General features: G+C 33.4%; 18 protein-coding genes. 10 read left to right on the forward strand and 8 right to left on the reverse strand.

The features are described 5' to 3' along the window. Positions 1–245: 245 nt before the first annotated feature. Positions 246–590, reverse strand: a complete 345-nt coding sequence (gene gldC / locus ACXAHM_RS13270; protein ID WP_474960926.1) for a gliding motility protein GldC — start codon at positions 588–590, stop codon at positions 246–248. Positions 591–688: 98 nt separating this feature from the next. Here gldC and ACXAHM_RS13275 point away from each other — a divergent pair, with 98 nt between their 5' ends. Then, positions 689–973, forward strand: a complete 285-nt coding sequence (locus ACXAHM_RS13275; protein ID WP_474960927.1) for a putative quinol monooxygenase — start codon at positions 689–691, stop codon at positions 971–973. Between the two features lie 5 nt (positions 974–978). Here ACXAHM_RS13275 and queD read toward each other — a convergent pair whose 3' ends face one another. From queD to ACXAHM_RS13290, 3 genes are all read right to left on the reverse strand, one after another. Next, complete coding sequence (queD, locus tag ACXAHM_RS13280; protein ID WP_474960928.1) at positions 979–1335, reverse strand: 6-carboxytetrahydropterin synthase QueD; 357 nt, start codon at positions 1333–1335, stop codon at positions 979–981. Between the two features lie 54 nt (positions 1336–1389). Further along, a complete protein-coding gene (holA, locus tag ACXAHM_RS13285) occupies positions 1390–2412 on the reverse strand; it encodes a DNA polymerase III subunit delta (RefSeq protein WP_474960929.1) in 1023 nt (340 codons plus the stop codon). A gap of 140 nt (positions 2413–2552) precedes the next feature. Next, entirely contained in the window at positions 2553–3563 is a 1011-nt protein-coding gene (locus ACXAHM_RS13290; RefSeq protein WP_474960930.1) for a hypothetical protein, read from the reverse strand. Between the two features lie 146 nt (positions 3564–3709). On the opposite strand from ACXAHM_RS13290, the gene ACXAHM_RS13295 reads away from it, so the two are divergent. Further along, on the forward strand, positions 3710–4195 hold the full coding sequence (locus ACXAHM_RS13295) for a hypothetical protein (RefSeq protein WP_474960931.1): 486 nt from the start codon (positions 3710–3712) through the stop codon (positions 4193–4195). 83 nt (positions 4196–4278) lie between these two features. On the opposite strand, the gene ACXAHM_RS13300 is transcribed toward ACXAHM_RS13295, so the two are convergent. The 4 genes from ACXAHM_RS13300 to carB all read right to left on the reverse strand — a co-directional run bounded on the left by ACXAHM_RS13300 (position 4279) and on the right by carB (position 10860). Next, the gene (locus ACXAHM_RS13300) at positions 4279–6171 is read right to left on the reverse strand and encodes a cytochrome c oxidase subunit I (RefSeq protein WP_474960932.1); all 1893 of its coding nucleotides are present in this window, start codon (positions 6169–6171) and stop codon (positions 4279–4281) included. A 43-nt stretch (positions 6172–6214) separates the two neighbouring features. Next, positions 6215–7243, reverse strand: a complete 1029-nt coding sequence (locus tag ACXAHM_RS13305; RefSeq protein WP_474960933.1) for a cytochrome c oxidase subunit II — start codon at positions 7241–7243, stop codon at positions 6215–6217. A gap of 208 nt (positions 7244–7451) precedes the next feature. Continuing rightward, positions 7452–7907, reverse strand: a complete 456-nt coding sequence (locus ACXAHM_RS13310; RefSeq protein WP_474960934.1) for a deoxycytidylate deaminase — start codon at positions 7905–7907, stop codon at positions 7452–7454. A 136-nt stretch (positions 7908–8043) separates the two neighbouring features. Further along, entirely contained in the window at positions 8044–10860 is a 2817-nt protein-coding gene (gene carB / locus ACXAHM_RS13315; protein ID WP_474960935.1) for a carbamoyl-phosphate synthase large subunit, read from the reverse strand. A 173-nt stretch (positions 10861–11033) separates the two neighbouring features. Here carB and hisF point away from each other — a divergent pair, with 173 nt between their 5' ends. The 8 genes from hisF to ACXAHM_RS13355 all read left to right on the forward strand — a co-directional run bounded on the left by hisF (position 11034) and on the right by ACXAHM_RS13355 (position 19285). Continuing rightward, on the forward strand, positions 11034–11789 hold the full coding sequence (gene hisF / locus ACXAHM_RS13320; protein ID WP_474960936.1) for an imidazole glycerol phosphate synthase subunit HisF: 756 nt from the start codon (positions 11034–11036) through the stop codon (positions 11787–11789). Between the two features lie 231 nt (positions 11790–12020). Next, positions 12021–12371, forward strand: coding sequence for an aspartate 1-decarboxylase (gene panD, locus ACXAHM_RS13325; RefSeq protein ID WP_474960937.1), 351 nt, complete (start codon positions 12021–12023; stop codon positions 12369–12371). Between the two features lie 97 nt (positions 12372–12468). After that, the gene (locus tag ACXAHM_RS13330; protein ID WP_474960938.1) at positions 12469–13467 is read left to right on the forward strand and encodes a lysylphosphatidylglycerol synthase transmembrane domain-containing protein; all 999 of its coding nucleotides are present in this window, start codon (positions 12469–12471) and stop codon (positions 13465–13467) included. 2 nt (positions 13468–13469) lie between these two features. Next, on the forward strand, positions 13470–13955 hold the full coding sequence (gene rfaE2, locus ACXAHM_RS13335; protein ID WP_474960939.1) for a D-glycero-beta-D-manno-heptose 1-phosphate adenylyltransferase: 486 nt from the start codon (positions 13470–13472) through the stop codon (positions 13953–13955). A 113-nt stretch (positions 13956–14068) separates the two neighbouring features. After that, entirely contained in the window at positions 14069–14377 is a 309-nt protein-coding gene (locus ACXAHM_RS13340; protein WP_474960940.1) for a HesB/IscA family protein, read from the forward strand. A 24-nt stretch (positions 14378–14401) separates the two neighbouring features. Next, on the forward strand, positions 14402–16060 hold the full coding sequence (locus tag ACXAHM_RS13345) for a S41 family peptidase (RefSeq protein WP_474960941.1): 1659 nt from the start codon (positions 14402–14404) through the stop codon (positions 16058–16060). A 46-nt stretch (positions 16061–16106) separates the two neighbouring features. After that, positions 16107–18065 (forward strand): ATP-binding protein, encoded by a 1959-nt coding sequence (locus ACXAHM_RS13350; RefSeq protein WP_474960942.1) that lies wholly within the window; start codon positions 16107–16109, stop codon positions 18063–18065. Between the two features lie 143 nt (positions 18066–18208). Next, positions 18209–19285 carry a lysylphosphatidylglycerol synthase transmembrane domain-containing protein gene (locus tag ACXAHM_RS13355; RefSeq protein ID WP_474960943.1) on the forward strand — a complete coding sequence of 359 codons (1077 nt, stop codon included), beginning with the start codon at positions 18209–18211 and terminating at the stop codon, positions 19283–19285. The last annotated feature ends 136 nt before the right edge of the window (positions 19286–19421 follow it).

Here is a 19421-nt window from a genome sequence, read left to right on the forward strand (position 1 = left end):
AGGTCTTGATAAAATCGAGATAGAGTTAGGTCTTGTCTTCATGTCCATGAATATCATGAAATACGCTAGAAAGCTCCAAAAAGGGGTAAAAAAAGGTGTATTTTTACATATTCTTCATTTTAGGCTTCAAATAAGAGCTATTTAATTCAAAATATCGATACTAATCTATAAAAATGTGGATATGAAAAAAGAGGCCGATTCATAAACTAGTTATGAGACGGCCTCTTTTTTCTTTGGTAAAAATATTATTTACCTTCTTTATTTCTTAATTCTACAACATGATCTGACAAACGCTTACACATTTGATGTATCTCTGCAGCCATCTTTTCATCTCCAGTTGCATTGAAAATATTTTGAGCGATACCCCCCATAGTATCAATATAAAAGAATTTCAATTCTTCAATTGTCATTTCTTTTCCCCAAAGACCGATACGAAGTGTTTCTTTCTTCTCATGGTCCCATATATTTAAATCAAAAGCACGTGTTTCTTGAAGACCCACTTGACCAGAATCGTCTGCTTTCCAGAAAATTTTCTCTGGTACATTTTTATCATCCAATTCTACCTTTACTCTGATATTAGATTCTTTCATTATTAAATCAATTGATGTCTAATGTGATTTTTTATATCGCACAAAGTTGCATATTTTAAGGGAGAAATTGCAATTTTTTTCATGAATAAACCTCTATAATGTTACATAGATTCGTAAGAATGTCGTTTAAACAAGAATGCACATCTGATTTCATCAAAATGTTTGAAAACATTAAAGATACTATTGAAAGTTTTGAAGGGTGTCACTCTGTTATTTTGCTAAGAGATAAGGAGGAAAAAAATAAATTTATGACCTTTAGTATTTGGGAAGATGAAAAGGCTCTAGATAATTATAGACATTCAGATTTTTTCGCAACAACATGGAAGAAAACAAAGCTGATGTTTAATGACAAGCCAGAAGCCTTTTCTATGGATCGACTATAATATTGTTACTCTCCTAAATATTCAGTACCAGCCTCTGGCGTTTCGAAAATCACGACTTTATAAAGTGCTGGAAGATCTTTTTTGATTTTATTCCAAATCCACATGGAGATCACTTCAGAAGTGGGGTTTTCAAGTCCTTCTACTTCATTTAAAAAATTATGATCTAAAATCGTATAGATTGGATTTACAACATTATCAATTTCATGAAAATCAATAACCCATTCATAAGGCATTACAAGTTCACCATCAAAATGTAATTCCATTTTCCATGAATGACCATGAATTCTTCTACAAGGGTGTCCTTCTGGCATTTGAGGTAAGAAATGTGCCGCCTCAAATGTATATGATTTGAATATTTTCATCTTAACGTATTAATTCTAATAAAAAGTACGCAAAGATAAAGGGAGGTATTAAGTCTAATGGAGGATTTTAAACACCAATTCTTTAAGATTTTCGTCATCAGAAAGTGACGCTCTGATACCTTTTGCTTTAAGATCAGCTTCTTGAAGGTGTTCAATGATTTGAAGTACTTTAATTCTTGGGTAATTTTGAACAGCCATTTTATAATCTTTCATAAAATAAGGATTTACACCGATCAACTTTGCTAATTGCTGATCTGGCTGAGTAAAGTTTTCATGTAAGACCAATAACTTTGAAAAATAGGCATACAAAGTACCTACGACAACAACAAAGGGATTACTTTTTGGATTATCATTAAAATACATCACAATACGGTTAGCTTTCAAAACATCCTTCGTTCCTAAAGCATTCTGAAGTTCGAATACATTGTACTCTCTACTTATACCAATATGTTTTGCAATTAAAGCTTCTGTGATTTCAGTAGATTCCTTATCATAATTAAGCATTAATTTTTCTAATTCATTGGCAATACGCACAAGATCATTACCGATGTATTCAGAAATTAAATTAACTGCTCTATCTTTAATTTTGAATCCTTCTGTTTTACAGAACTGTTTAATCCAAGCAGGAATTTTGTTATCATACATCTTCTTAGAATCTAAGAAGACTGCATTTTTTTCAATAGTCTTTTTGGCTGGTGTTCTTCCGTCTAGTTTTTTATTTTTCAATGCCATTACCAATACGGTTGATGGTACTGGATTTTCGGCATACTTATTTAATAATTCTAAGCTGCTTTTTCTACTTAAATCAGGTAAATCCTGTGCTTCCTTAACGATAATAACTTGGCGCATTGCCATCATTGGAAATCGTCTTGCACTTTCAAGAACTTGTGTAAGTGTAGTATCCTTACCGTATAGAATCGTTTGGTTAAAACTTTTTTCAGCATCAGTTAAAGCATTTTCTTCTATATAATCAGAGATTTGATCAATAAAAAACGGTTCTTCACCCTGTAAAAAATACATTGGTGAAAATTTACCAGCTTTCATGTCTGTTAATATAGAATCTGCTGTGAATGCCATAAAAATATTTGACGGTACTTCTTATAAAAAAATTGGACTGCAATTTAGAAGTTGTATTTTAAAAAGAAAAAAGTATAAAGAGTTATTGTAAAAAGAATAACAAATAAATTGATCAAATGAGGTCTTTTAATAGAAAAAAATTATTCAACATCAATATCAATTCCATATCCAATAATTTTTTGATGGATTTGCGTACCCACTTCATTGTAGCCGTTATAATATTGAGGCTGGACTAATTGTATAATCGTACTCCCATTATCACCTGAGGTCCAATTTACAATTGGTGAATTAGGAGAATTTTCCCAAGTTGAAATCCATCGATCTACGCTATCTTGACTAACATCAAATATTGGATTTGTTTCACAGTTATCTTGATCTACAAATGGATTAGCAACTCTAGTTCCATTACCCAAAACTATGGTTTCTGTATTACTATTATCTCCACAATAAGGATTACCAACTAACACTGCTTCCTCTGTTGTAAATTCATAATAACGCCTTGCAGTATTACTATAATCTCTAATTACTAAACCCAAGTCTTTTTGGTAAACAGCAATTTCTGTTTCTTCAGCATCTAAGATTGTATTAATATTATTTACTTCCTGTATTACAGCTGTATTCTCATAAAGCTGACCTTCATAATAATAAGACCTACCCACTCTCAAAATTTCATATCTCAAATCAAATCCTTCTTGAGTTCTTGATGGTAAGCCATTATAAGTATTTTGATTAAAATATGTATTTTCTTGTAGTGGGTTAAGTAATTTCAAATATGGAATTGCATTCTCATAACGAATGATATGATTATCTCGATAGGTAAGTGCCCAAATAGAATCTAAAACCCATTCCATTTCTTCAGAATCTCTTTTATACCTCAGTAATGGATAATTTTGACCACCAAATCCATCATCGTAAGGACTACCAATTAATTCTCTTAATTGTATAGAATTTTCAGAGACAACACCTTCTTCATCTGCATCCTCATTATCAAAATCAATATTAACTGTATCAATTTGATACGTCATATACCAACCTTCTTGAATTGGATAATATGGCGTCCCGTTTTGATATCCAGGATCTGGAACTGTTTCATTACAAGAAAAAATCAAAAATGGTACAATATAGAGGAGAGGAAAATACTTTAGATTCATAATGAGTGATTGTGTTCTACTATCTAAGTTAACAAAAATAGGATTTTATATGAAATTTAATAAAAGTGAACATCATTGTCTAGTTAAAATTTATGTCTGTCTTCAAATTAGATAATCAATTTATACATCTAACTTAATTTATTGCTATGAAAAACGATTCTATCAAAAAACTATTTTTATTAATTGCTTTCCTTTTCACATCCTTCTTTTCTTATAGTCAAAAAGATAAAAGTGATTTTCATTTATCTGCAGGTAATTCATTTAGATATTCACAACCTATTCAATTAGAATATAATTATGGTGTTGGTGTTTATACTGATTTAGATTTCACATTAGTAAAAGGACTTTCTGTAAGAGGTGATTTTGGTTGGAATGATTTCTTCAAGAAACCAAGTAGTGAAAATCTTGATTTAACTAATGAAAATATGGAAGATTGGGAATTCTCAGGTGGATTACGTTATCGTATATCCATGTTATATGTTGAAGCTTTAACAGGCTACAGAACAGGTTTTCAAGATCAAACATATACTGCAGGAGGAGGTTTTGTCTTTGGCAACTTTAATATTGGTGCTTCTTATGTTTATTTAGATCATACTGAGATGATTAATTATAAACTTACTTTCTTCTGGTAAAGACAAAAAAAGGGTATAGACCGAAGTCTATACCCTTTGGATACTTTCTGATAAAAGTATATCTAAATAAATAGATTTCTTTATTAGATGAAAGGATTCTTTTCTCTCTCCTCACCTAATTTATCAAACTCTTGATCTAATTGAGCTAATACTTTTTCCTCAGGAGTATTTGATTCCATAGTTTGTGATAATGGAACATTTTGAGGGATAAAGTCAGTGAAACCATCTTTATCAGCATTAGGCTTAGAGTAGTCATATGGCCAACGATATACTACAGGCAATGCACCTGGCCAGTTACCGTGACCTGGCTCTCTTGGAGTAGTCCACTCTAATGTATTTGAATTCCATGGGTTTAATGGAGCTAATCTACCTCTAAACATACTCCAGAAGAAGTTGAATACAAAGATAAATTGAGCTGTAACAGTGATGATTGCTGCAACTGAGATGAATGTGTTCAAATCAGTGAATGTTGAGAATGCATCAAAGTTAGTGAATGAGTAGTATCTTCTTGGGAAACCAGCGATACCAATATAGTGCATTGGGAAGAATACCATATATGCACCAACGAAAGTTAACCAGAAATGAACATAACCCATTGCGTTATTCATCATTCTACCAAACATTTTTGGATACCAATGATACACACCTGCCATCATACCGAAGAATGCTGCAGAACCCATTACTAAGTGGAAGTGAGCTACTACAAAGTAAGTATCGTGTAATTGGATATCTAATGCTGAGTTACCTAAGATGATACCTGTTACACCACCTGAGATAAATAATGATACTAGACCAATTGAGAACAACATTGCAGGAGTAAAGTGAATATTACCTCTGAATAATGTTGTGATATAGTTAAATGCTTTTACTGCTGAAGGAACAGCAATGATCAACGTTAAGAACATGAAGATTGTTCCTAAGAATGGGTTCATACCAGATACGAACATGTGGTGTGCCCATACAATAAATGAAAGGAATGCAATACCTAACATTGAACCGATCATGGCTCTGTAACCAAAGATTGGTTTTCTAGAGTTCGTAGAGATTACCTCTGAAGTTAAACCTAAAGCTGGTAATAATACGATGTATACCTCTGGGTGACCTAAGAACCAGAATAAGTGCTGGAATAAGATAGGGCTACCACCTGAGTGCTCTAATAATTCACCTTGAATATAGATATCTGACAAGTAGAATGAAGTTCCAAAGCTACGGTCAAACACTAATAATAAAGCTGCAGCAAATAATACTGGGAAAGATAAAGTACCAATAATCGCTGTAATGAAGAATGACCAGATTGTCAATGGCATTTTAGCGAATGACATACCTGCTGTTCTTAAGTTGATTACAGTTGAGATATAGTTGATCGAACCTAATAATGAAGATGCGATGAAGAATACCATTGATACTAACCATAATGTCATACCAATACCCGAACCTGAAACAGCTTGCGGTAATGCTGATAATGGAGGATAAATTACCCAACCACCTGATGCAGGACCAGTTGAAGCAAATAATGAGCAGAACATGATTACTGAAGCTAAGAAGAATAACCAGTAAGAAAGCATGTTCATAAAACCTGATGCCATATCTCTTGCTCCAATTTGAAGAGGAATCAGGAAGTTTGAGAATGTACCACTAAGGCCTGCCGTTAATACGAAGAATACCATAATAGTACCGTGCATGGTTACTGCGGCTAAATAGAATGTAGTATCCATTTTACCAGATTCAGTAATCCAGTCACCTAAAAGTGGTCTTAACCATTCCAAATTCGCTTCAGGAAAACCTAATTGAATACGGAATAAAAGTGATAAACCACCACCAATAATTGCCCAGAAAATACCTGAGATTAAATATTGCTTAGCAATAACTTTATGATCAAATGAAAACACGTAATTGGTCCAGAAGTTACCATGGTGCTCATGATCATCGTGCGAATGAACGTCTTTGTTTTCTACGTCTAATGCTACGCTTGACATGTTATTTATCTTTATTGAGTTTGTGTCTTAAAATAAAAATGGATTAGTGAGTTTGAGCTACAGTAGCTTTTGCTTTTTTAGCTTCCCACTCTGATAAATAGTCAGGGTTTTTCTCTAACCAAGGCTTTTGCTCTTGTAACCATTTATCATATTCCTCTTGAGAAACAATTTTCACTAATCTTCTCATACCAAAGTGACCGTAACCACAAACCTCAGTACAAGCTAATTCATAGTTGAACTTTGGATTATTAGTCTTTTGTCTCATTTCAGCCGTTGTAATTGTTGGCGTAAACTTGAAACGAGTTGGCATACCTGGTACAGCATCCATTTTTACACGGAAATGAGGTAAGAATACTGAATGTATTACGTCGATTGCTCTAATCTTTAATTCTACTTCTTTTCCTACAGGTAATACAATTTCTCTTGCAGTAAAATCATCCTGTGCATTAACATCGTCAAAATCAACTCCCATTGAGTTTGTATTATCGATGTTTGCAACATCATATTTACCTAATTTCAAATCTTTACCTGGGTAACGGATTTCCCATGCAAACTGCTTACCCATTAATTCTACTTGAATAGCATCTTCAGAAGCTGGAGCTGTAATCTCTGACCAAGCTCTCCAACCAAAAATTACCAAAACAGCCATTACAATTGCAGGAACTGCTGTCCATGCGATCTCTAATGTATCGTTATGTGGGTTAAAATCCGCTTTTCTTTTTTCAGAATATTGAAAGAAGAATGGGAATGTAAATAGTAAAAGGTGTGTTAAAGCAAATGCTGCAAAAACAATCCCCATAGTGATCCAGAATAAATGATCTGTTTCTTTACCATGAATCGAAGCTGCTTCTGGTAAAAAGTGCTCTTGTGCATCATTGAAAGACCACATGATTAATACAGCGCCTACAACTAATGCTATTGGGAATAATGCCGCATTAATTTTGTTACTTGAAGTAACTTTCTTCGTTTGGTCGCCCTTAGCGATTCCTACAAGAGTTACGATACGGTAAACCAAAGCAAGTACTGCTATGATTAATATCGCTCCCGTGGCAAAAAGTAAAGCCGTTGTCATACCTTTTTGATAGTGTGTAAGTTTGTGATATACTTTATTAGTGACAATTTATCGTCTTAAATCTCTATTGAGAAAAATAAGTTCGTATAAAATTCCATCAAATATATTAAAACAATTTCACATTGATGATATATATCATACTTTTTTGGTGACGTATTTTAATATTTTATATAAATTTGATTGATTTCCAGCTCAATACAATTCTCATTTAATATTCAACTTGTGAAACTTTAACACCTGCTTTACGTAGTAAGTCCAATCCTGACTGATCTCTGTAAGCTCTTTTGTAAAAGAATTCAGTTATTCCAGCTTGTACAATTAGTTTTGCACATCCGAAACAACAGCTGTCTGTACAATATATAGAAGCTCCATCTGTTGAATAGGTAGATTTTGCTGCTTTTGTAATAGCATTGGCTTCTGCATGTAAAACTTCATTTTTTGTCACTAGTTTTTTTTCTTCAGATTGAGTTTCCTCATTCCAAATTGTCTCCTCAATTTCACAGCAGTTATCGAAACCTTTTGGTGTACCATTATATCCCATGGATATGATGTTGCCATCTTTCACAATGATAGCTCCTACTTTTAATCGGGTACATCTGCTCAAAGCTCCGATTGACTCTGCACAACGCATAAAAGCTAAATCAAATTCTTGTTTTCTTTTCATAATGACTTATTGTTCGCGTTTAATGTTTTAAAAAAATAGCTTTTATTATGTTGCTATTGGCTTCTGAAAAAAATTATATTAAAAAAGCCCTGTCTCCTAAAGAAACAGGGCTAATATAACTACGGAAAAAATCCGATTATCTACTTAAGTAAAGATTTCTTCTAGAGTAAATATCTCTAAAGTATTCATCTTTTAAGTTATCGATAAAGTAAATTGCTTCACCTGTTGATTTCATTTCAGGTCCTAATTGCTTATCAACATTAGGGAACTTATTGAATGAGAATACAGGAACTTTAATCGCATAACCTTTTTTCGTTGGTTTGAAATCAAAGTCAGTTACTTTATTCTTACCCAACATCACTTTAGTTGCATAATTTACGTAAGGCTCTTGGTAAGCTTTACAGATAAATGGCACTGTACGTGACGCTCTAGGGTTTGCTTCAATGATATATACTTTATCATCTTTGATTGCAAACTGAATATTTAAAAGACCTTTAGTTTTTAATGCTAAAGCAATCTTTTTAGTGTATTCTTTGATTTGCTCGATTACTAAATCACCTAAATTGTAAGGAGGTAATACTGCATAAGAATCACCAGAGTGAATACCAGCAGGCTCAATATGCTCCATGATACCGATAATGTAAACATTTTCACCATCACAAATTGCATCCGCTTCTGCTTCAATAGCACCGTCTAAATAGTGATCAAGAAGTACTTTGTTACCAGGAATATCACGCAACGTTTCAACAACGTGTTGCTCAAGTTCCTCTTCATTGATAACAATCTTCATTTTTTGACCACCTAATACGTAAGAAGGTCTTACTAATAGAGGGAAACCTAAATCTTCAGCTTTATCTAATGCTTCATCAGCAGTTTCAATAACATCGAACTTAGGGTAAGGAATATTGTTCTCTTTTAGTAAAGTTGAGAAGCTACCTCTATCCTCCGCTAAATCAAGTGCTTCGTAGCTAGTACCTAAGATTTTGATACCATAACGAGTCAATTTCTCAGCTATCTTAAGAGCAGTTTGACCACCTAACTGAACGATAACACCTTCAGGCTTCTCGTGTAAGATGATTTCATAAATATGCTCCCAGAATACTGGCTCAAAGTATAATTTATCTGCAACATCAGGGTCAGTAGAAACTGTTTCAGGGTTACAGTTGATCATGATTGTCTCATATCCTGCTTCTTTAGAAGCTAAGACACCATGAACACAGCAGTAATCAAACTCAATACCTTGACCGATACGGTTTGGACCTGCACCTAAAACAATAACTTTTTTATTCTTTGTTGCTACTGATTCATTTTCTTTATCAAATGTTGAGTAGAAATAAGGCGTTTTCGCTTCAAATTCTGCAGCACAAGTGTCTACCAATTTGAATTGACGCTTGATTTCCATCTCTTTGTAACGCTTATTAAATACTTCAGATTCTAAACATCCTAAAGTATGAGCGATTTGACGGTCACCAAAACCTTTTTCTTTTGCTTCACGCATCACCTCGTAAGGGATAGTATCAATCGTGTGCTCAGAAATTTTCTTTTCAACTAGAACTAAATCTAAGATCTGACGCAAGAACCATTTATCAATTTTAGTAATCTTACGAACAGTTCTCATAGCAATACCAAGCTTCATCGCATCCCAAATCGCGAACAATCTATCCCATGATGGATGCTCTAATTTGTAAAGGATTTCTTCTTGGTTTGTATTTTCTTTCCCATCAGCACCAATACCATTACGTTTGATCTCTAAAGATTGACATCCTTTTTGTAATGCTTCTTGGAAAGTACGGCCGATACCCATAACCTCACCTACAGCTTTCATTTGTAGACCAAGTTCAGTATCTGCACCTTTAAATTTATCAAAGTTCCAACGAGGGATCTTAACAATCACATAGTCTAATGCAGGCTCAAAGAACGCTGAAGTAGTACCTGTAATTGGGTTTTTCAATTCATCTAAGTTATAACCGATTGCTAATTTCGCTGCGATTTTAGCGATTGGATAACCTGTTGCTTTAGAGGCTAAAGCTGAAGAACGAGATACACGAGGGTTGATCTCAATACCAATGATTTCATCATCATTTGGAGATACTGAGAACTGAACATTACATCCACCTGCAAAAGTACCGATACCGTTCATCATTTTGATTGCCAAATCTCTCATTTTTTGATACACTGTATCAGGAAGAGTTTGTGCTGGAGCAACTGTAATTGAGTCACCTGTATGAACACCCATTGGGTCAAAGTTCTCAATTGAACAGATGATAATTACGTTACCTAAATTGTCACGAAGTAATTCTAACTCGTATTCTTTCCAACCTAAAATAGATTGTTCAACAAGTACTTCATGAACTGGTGACATTTCTAAACCTCTTTTCAGAGCTTTTTCGAAATCTTCTTGTGAGTGGACGAATCCACCACCTGTACCACCCATTGTGAATGATGGACGGATTACAAGAGGGAAACCAATTTCTTGTGCAATTTCCTTTCCTTCTAAGAATGACTTTGCGGTACGACCTCTACAAACACCAACATTAAGCTCAAGCATTTTCTGACGGAAAAGCTCTCTATCTTCTGTTAGGTTAATAGCATCTACGTCGACACCAATCATTTCTACTCCGTAATCTTCCCAGATTCCCGCTTCTTGACAATCAATTGCTAAATTAAGTGCTGTTTGACCACCCATAGTTGGTAATACAGCATCAATTTCATGCTTTTCAAGAATTTCTCTAATGTATTTTTTCTCCAGAGGTCGGAGATAGACATTGTCGGCGGTCACCGAGTCTGTCATAATGGTTGCAGGATTAGAATTAATCAAGGTTACTTCGATACCTTCTTCACGCAACGAACGAGCTGCTTGTGATCCTGAGTAATCAAACTCACACGCTTGACCAATGATGATTGGTCCACTCCCGATGATAAGTACCGATTTGATGTGATTCTTCTTTGGCATTTTGATCTTCTTTAAAAAACATGACTTAACACTCGGGATGCAAAACTAATAGAGTTTTTATTAAAATCACTATAAAAATATCAATATTATGACATAATAAAATTAAAGTTGTTTTTATTCAGATTTGTAAAAATCTTGATCTATCTTTGTACTTTTTCTAAAAATCACCTTATATGCTAACAAAACGAATAATTCCTTGTCTAGACATCAAAGACGGTAAAACGGTAAAAGGTGTCAATTTTGTAGAATTAAGAGATGCAGGAGATCCTGTCGAACTTGCTAAAATCTACAGTAATGAAGGTGCAGACGAACTAGTATTTTTAGATATCACTGCTACTGTTGAAAAAAGAAAAACATTAATTGAACTTGTACAACGAGTTGCTTCTCAAATCAATATCCCTTTTACAGTTGGGGGAGGAATATCAAGTATAGAAGATGTTTCTGCTTTACTAAATGCTGGAGCTGACAAAGTTTCTATTAACTCATCCGCTGTAAAAAGACCAGAATTAATCAACGAACTTTCTGATGAATTTGGAAGTCAATGCGTAGTAGTTGCTGTTGACACACGTTTTGTTAATGGAGAACACATTGTACATGTTCGTGGTGGACGAACTCCAACTGAACTTAGAACAATCCCATGGGTACATGAATGTCAAGAAAGAGGTGCAGGTGAAATTTTACTTACCTCAATGGATCATGATGGTACTAAAAACGGTTTTGCTATCGAATTGACAAAAGAAATTTCTCAATCTGTCAACATTCCTGTAATTGCTTCTGGTGGAGCGGGTAAAGAAATTCATTTTACTGAACTTTTTAAACAAAATGCGGCTGATGCGGCTTTAGCTGCAAGCATATTCCACTTTAAGGAAATTAGTATCCCTCATTTAAAAGGGGAACTTAAAAAAGAAGGAATAGAAATCAGAATGTAGTGATAATGAACAAACAATCATTAAAAGTTCTCTAAGGAAACTTAATAAAATTGTTCATTCAGCAAATAAGTCTTATTATTGCAGGCACGATTTACAAGAGCAACACGGGTAACCTAATAATGAACTGAATATCAAGCAACTAATAATTTGCATATTCTTTAACGATTAAGGATATTTGTTATAGCCTTTGTAAGCCAATAGCATTAGATAACAGATTGTTAAAATACAACTATGTATATAGAAGTTTTAAAGTCAAAGATACACAGAGTTAAAGTAACTCAGGCTGAACTAAACTATGTGGGGAGTATCACTGTAGATCAGGATCTCATGGATGCCGCTAATATTATTGAAGGCGAAAAAGTTCAAATTGTCAACAATAATAATGGTGAGCGATTTGAAACTTATGTAATCACTGGAGAAAGAGGTAGTGGTACTATTTGTCTAAATGGTGCTGCAGCTCGTAAAGTACAAGTTGGTGATATCTTAATCATCATCTCATACGCTTACATGAAACAGAAAAAAGCATTGAAATATTCTCCTAAGTTAGTATTCCCTAATGAGAATAATAAGTTAGAAGATTAACTCTATACAATATTAACAACTATGCCAACTCAGACCTTTTGAAAGTATTTGGGTTGGCTTGTTTTTTATACTTCTCCCTATCATAAAGGAGGTACCTATGAAATTAAAAGAGATTCTTAAATATGTTTTCTCTCTTGTACTAGCCGGGTTGTTACTCTGGTATGTATTGAAAGAGCAAAATATACAAGAGGTAGCATCTTCATTTCAAGATTTGAATTGGGGTATTGTTCTAGCTTCTATTACTATATCATTAATTAGCCATTACGCAAGAGCTCTTAGATGGGGTTTAATGTTGAAACCTCTAAACTATAAAGCAAGTGGACCAAATTTATTTATGGCCACTATGTCGGGGTATGCAGGAAATGTAATCATCCCTAGATTTGGTGAGTTTTTTAGGTGTGGTGTTCTACAAAAATTAACAAAAATCCCTGCTAAAACTTCATTTGGTGCTGTTGTAGCAGAAAGGGCTATTGATTTAGTCGTATTTATAATACTGTTTACAATTGCTTTTGTTAGTCAATTCGACAAACTAAACAATATGATAATGCCCCACATCTCCGGGCAAGAAGAAAATTTAAAGAATAAGGCGATATTATTGATTATTCTTTCAATTCTATTCCTATTAATAATTCTTATTCTTTTTAAAATAAGAAAACGCTTAATGAAAACTCCCCTGTTCCGAAAATTCATGGGTGTATTACAAGGAATTTTGGAGGGTATGGCTGGTGTATTTCAACTAAGAAAGAAAGACCTTGTCTCTTATTTATTACTAACTGCAGTAATTTGGATCACTTATTTTTACATGTGTTACATCCTCTTTTTTGCGATTGATGGAACATCTTCCCTTCCTGCTATGGTTGGTTTTGTAATGATGATGATGGGTGGTTTAGGTATGGTTTTACCAACTCCAGGTGGGACAGGAAGTTATCACTTTTTTGCAACACAAACACTTTTGGCGTATGGAGTTGCTAATACAGATGCCGTTGCTTTTGCACTATTAATGCATACTTCACAAACTATTTCAGTATTAACTTTTGGGGGTATAAGCACATTGATTGCCAACCTTAAGAAAGATCCTGAAGAAACTGACGAATAAACATGAGTTCAAAAAATAAAATTGTAAATCTAGAAGAAGCAAAAAAAATACGTGCTAACTGGAAACAGGAAGGTGAGAAAGTCGTATTTACAAATGGATGCTTTGATATTGTTCACCTAGGACATGTGGATTATTTGGAACAAGCAAGAGCTCAAGGAACTAAAATGATTCTTGGACTTAATACAGATACTTCGGTAAAACAATTAAAAGGAGAAGAAAGACCTATAAATAATGAATATGCTCGTGCAAGACTTTTAGCTGCATTTGAGTTTATTGATATGGTTATTCTTTTTGGAGAAGAAACACCTATCGATTTGATTAATTCATTAATCCCTGATGTATTAGTGAAAGGTGCAGATTACACAATCGAAAACATTGTTGGATCAAAAGAGGTTATAGAAAATGGAGGCGAAGTAAAGACGATTACTTTAGTTGAAGGATTTTCTACATCTTCAATCATTGAGAAGATTAAAAAGTTTGGTCTTTAGAAAAACGATTATTTGTGTACATTCAAGATTTTAAGATACTTGTTGAATATACGACCTAATTTGAAGAAACACATTTTGCTTTTCAACAAACTTGTCCATAAATTATATTAAAGATGAACATTGAAAATCCGATCACAATAACTGATCGTGCAGCCGAAGAAATAAAAAAAATATTAACCCAAAAAAAAGTTCCTGAAGGCTACTTTCTAAGAGTAGGTGTAAAAGGTGGTGGTGGATGTGGTGGCGCCGCTTTTACGCTAGGATTTGATAAAGAAAAAGAAACTGATGTTTCCTACATGACCAAAGAAATTACTGTTTTGATCGAAAAAAGACAAATGATGTTTTTAATTGATCTTGAGATTGATTTCGAAGATCGTAGAGATGAACGTGGTTTTGTCTTTAATAAGAAAGTAGCTCAATAGCTTTTTCTAGATGCTTAAACCATAATGACTGAAAAAAAATCAACAAAAGAATTTAGTATCAAAGCATGGATACCTCTAATCGTAGGTCTTTCAATAGGCCTAGGAGTGATTATAGGTACTCATTTGAGGTCTCCAAGTGTAGATGACAAACGTCTTGCTGTGGATTCTAATGCATCAAAATTTGAACGTTTACTCAATTATGTTGATAAATATTATGTGGATACTGTAGATGTTGATCAATTGACACAAAAGGCAATTGACCACATTTTAGAAGATCTTGATCCTCATACAGTCTATGTTCCCCCTTCAGAAGCTGATATCATGGCCTCAAGACTTAATGAAGGTTTTGAAGGAGTCGGAATTGAATTTAGAGTTATAGATGACACTTTAAAAGTCGTATCCATCATGCCTGGCGGTCCTTCTGTAAAAACGGGAATTAGAGCCGGTGATAAAATTGTTGTGGTCGATGGTGATACAATTGCAGGGCAAAATTTTACAAATGCTCAAATTGTCAAAAAACTAAGAGGTAAAAAAGGTACAACTGTAGATGTGGGCATCAAAAGAAGAAAAGAACCTGAATTACTATCATTTTCAATCACAAGAGACAGAGTACCCACTCCTTCTGTAGAATCTAGCTACATGATCGATGAACAAATTGGGTATATCAAAATTTCAAAATTTGCGAATAAAACATACGATGAATTCCACAATGCACTTTTAGTTCTGAAATCTGATGGAATGAAAAACCTTGTTTTGGATTTAAGAGATAATGGTGGTGGTTTCTTAGGACAAGCTGTTAAAATTGCCGATGATTTACTTCCTAAAGATGATTTAATCGTTTACACAGAAGGAAAAGGAAATGAATTCAGTGAAAAAGAATACAGCATTCGCCCTGCAGAATTTGATGGTCCAATCGTTGTTCTTGTCAATGAAAGATCTGCTTCTGCTTCTGAAATTGTCACAGGTGCATTACAAGATCATGACCGTGCAATTGTAGTAGGAAGAAGAACATATGGTAAAGGTCTTGTCCAAAGACAAATCCGTTTAAAAGATAACTCTCTATTACGCTTAACGATATCACGTTACTTTACTCCTAGTGGTAGAAGTATTCAAAAACCCTACGGAGAAGGTATATCTTATAATAATGACATCAACGAACGCTATGAAAGTGGTGAACTGTTTTTCAAAGACAGTATAAAATTAGATCAAATGCCACAGTTCAAAACCGATAATAATCGCATTGTTTATGGTGGCGGTGGTATTATTCCAGACAATTTTGTACCTCTAGATACTACCTCACTAGGCATTTATTATTATACTTTAGAGCATACTGATCTACTTCGTGATTTCGCTTTAAATTATGCCAATGATAATTACATAGATCTTCAAGAACATGGTTTAAATCATTTCATCGAAAATTTTGAAAATGACACTTCTATTATCAATCAATTGGAAAATTTCTCTTCCGCTAATGGTGTAAATCGTAGTGCAAGACATCATAATCCTGACATGATTGATGAAGAATTAAGACATAGAATAAAAGTAGTAATCGCTCGTGCTATGTGGGGTGATGAGGGCTATTACAAAGTAGTAAACATCAAAGACCCAATGGTAAAAGAAGCCAAAAAGGTAATCCAACAAGGTGTTGCCAACGAAACTCAAAATCATAAAGATAAAGGCTGAATAAAAAAAAAATAAAACGCCCTCATCTGTACTTTTCTCATTACTCATGGAACTATCAAAAATCAAAGCATTATCCCAAAAGGATACTCAAAATTGCTTGTATCTATTATCTGTAATAGGTCAAAGTAATAGCGTTCCTTTGGTTTTTGATCGATTTAGTGCCCATTTAAAAAAAATTACTTCTTCTTTTCATTTATCTTTTTTTGTAGAGCAAAGTAAGGCTAAAGCTTTAGATTTCAGGCTTACTTTTCCTTACGTTCATAATTACGGCCTTTTCATTAAATACTCAACAGTAAATTACATTCCACCTTCAATGCACATTTTGGAGGAATATCTTAATGAAAATGTAAATAAATTTTCAGTATTAAATGACGAAGGACAATATCTATATTTTATTACTATAGAAGATTGGGGAAAATTATGCCTTCAAAGTAATGAAGAAAATTTTGGTTTCGATGATATAGAATGCTTAAAAGTCATTTGTGAAAAGTTATCAGAAACGATCATTTCACTTATCAATAAGAAAACTACATACCTTAATACACCTTCTCATAACTCAGTACATAACCCCTATCCTACTTTAAAATTTAACCAAGAAGGCAAATTGATTTACTCTAATCAAGCAGCTAAAGAAATCCTTCCTCATTTTGAAGAATTAGATTGGGTATACAGTAATTTGTTTGAGAAATGTATAAATAATAATGAGACAAGTAGTTATGAACAAGTGATAGAACATAAACATTATTCTATTACAATAAAACCAATTCCTGATGAAAAAGTGGTCAATGTGTTCGCCATGGATATTTCCTCCAGAAAACATGTTGAAAATAAATTAAAAGAAGAAAAAGAGAAAGCCGAATACTCTGCACAACAAAAAATGGAATTTCTTTCGACCATGAGTCATGAGATTCGAACACCTATGAATTCCATTATTGGATCTATCAACCTTTTAATTGATACTGCCTTAAATCCTTATCAAGCTAAAAAGCTAGAGATGATGCGCTTTGCGGCTGATAACTTATTAAGATTAATCAATGAAATATTAGATTTTAATAAACTAGAAGCAAATAAGGTTAGTCTTGAAAAAATTCGTTTTTCACTTCCCGATACTGTTGAGCACCTCTTTAATATGTATGCAGATCAAGCAGAAAAAAAGAATATTGGCTTTCAACTCGACGCTAAAAACCTACCTATACATTTTGTAGAGGGAGATCCTACTCGTTTGTCACAAATCTTATTAAATCTATTGTCAAATGGTATCAAGTTTACTGAAAAAGGAGCTGTAACACTTTCAGTAAACACTAATTTTCAAAATGATGATATGATTGTTTATCAATTTAAGATAAAAGATAGTGGCATTGGAATTTCACAGGATAAAATAGATTCTATATTTGAGGCCTTTACTCAAGCAGAAGATAGTACAACTAGAAAATTTGGAGGTACTGGACTTGGATTAAGCATAACCAAAAAATTAGTGGATTTATTAGAAGGAGAATTGACTGTTGAAAGTGAAGAAAATAAAGGCACAACTTTTACGGTTAATTTACCATTTAAGATTTCAGGTAATCAAAATGCTATCAAGCGAAAAGACAACTTAAAAATTGTCGATGGAAATCTTAAGGGAAATAAAGTTTTATTAGTTGATGATAACGAATTTAATATTCTGATTGCTTCTGAGTTTTTGAGCCGTTGGGAAGCGGATATTATAGTTGCTAAGGATGGCCAAGAAGCTTTAGATCAAATGGAAAACCATACAGATATAGATATTATTTTGATGGATTTACAAATGCCTGTTCTGAATGGATTTGAAGCTACTGAACAAATTAGAGAAAAAGATAATCCCTATTTCAAAAACATCCCAATTGTAGCATTAACTGCAGATGTTGCAAGTGATGAAATCAAAAATATAACTGCAAAAGGGTTTAATGATTTTGCATCTAAACCTTTTGAACCAGAAACTTTACTCAGTAAACTCATCACACTAATTGAAAAAAAATCAAATTAGACTATTAAAATATTCGAATTAAATTTCGAAAATCAGAATAAAACATATTTTTGTAAATTCATATAATCTAATAATTCATCTCATTGTACCTTTTATTGTTGAAGTAAAGTGTGTTATAAAGAGATTAAACTATGAACAAATAAATGGAGACACAACAGCAGAAAATGCTTAAAAGCTTAAGTCCAAAAAAAATGGTCATTCCTATTTTAGTGGGCTTTGGTGTGATCTTTTATATGATTTATTCTAATGATGAATTTAATTCTGAGCTCATCCTCGAAAGTTTAACTCAAATGAACTTGTGGTGGGTTGCCGCTTCATTTTTAGTGCTTTTTGGAAGAGATTTCGGTTATATGTTTCGTATAAGAACTCTGACTGATAATAAATTAAGTTGGAATTCTAGTTTCTTTGTCATCATGTTATGGGAATTTGCCTCTGCAATCACACCATCAGTTGTTGGAGGAACTACAGTTGCTGTTTTTATCATGAACAAAGAGAAAATCCCTTTTGGAAAAGCATTAAGTTTTGTCATGCTGACTGCAATTCTTGATAATCTTTTCTTTGTTTGTGCATCATTATTAGTGATTGCTTTATTTCCTGGAAGTATTTTCCCTGAAAACAACTACTCAACAGAAATGTTAGGATTTACATTAGGCCTCCAACAAATATTCTTTGTTAGTGTTTCACTAATTGCTCTTTATACTTTGTTCATGGCTTGGGGTTTATTTATTGGTCCTAAATCATTTAAAAGATTTTTATGGTATCTTACTTCATTTAGAATTACAAAAAGATGGAGAAGAGATGCTGTAAAAAGTGGTAACGAAATGATAGTCGCATCTAAAGAATTAAAAGGGCACAATATCAATTATTGGCTTAAAGTTATTTTTTCAACTATTTTCATTTGGTCAGCTAGATATGCTATGTTGAATTGCTTAATTAATGCTTTTCTTCATATTGATTTAACAAACCTAAGTAATCAAGACTTTTTAGATCAATGTTTAATATTTGCAAGGCAAGTCATCATGTGGATTGTGATGCTTATTTCTCCAACACCCGGAAGTGCAGGAACTGCTGAATATTTCTTTGATGAATTTTTCAGACAATTTTTTAAGGATGGAGGCATTGTATTAATTGTTGCTTTATTCTGGAGGCTATTTACATATTATGCATACTTGGTAATTGGTGGTGTGGTACTTCCAAGATGGATTGCCAAACGCTTCTAATTATATTAATAATAAGGTTTATTTATAATAAAAGTGGATCTTCCCTCGAAAGAAGTATCCACTTTTTCATTTCTCTGATAATAATAGCTTTTCAAGAAGACCAACCATAAGGGCAAAATCTCTAAAATTAGGTTTA

The sequence above is a fragment of the Flammeovirga sp. AWQ4_249 genome, from assembly GCF_056161045.1.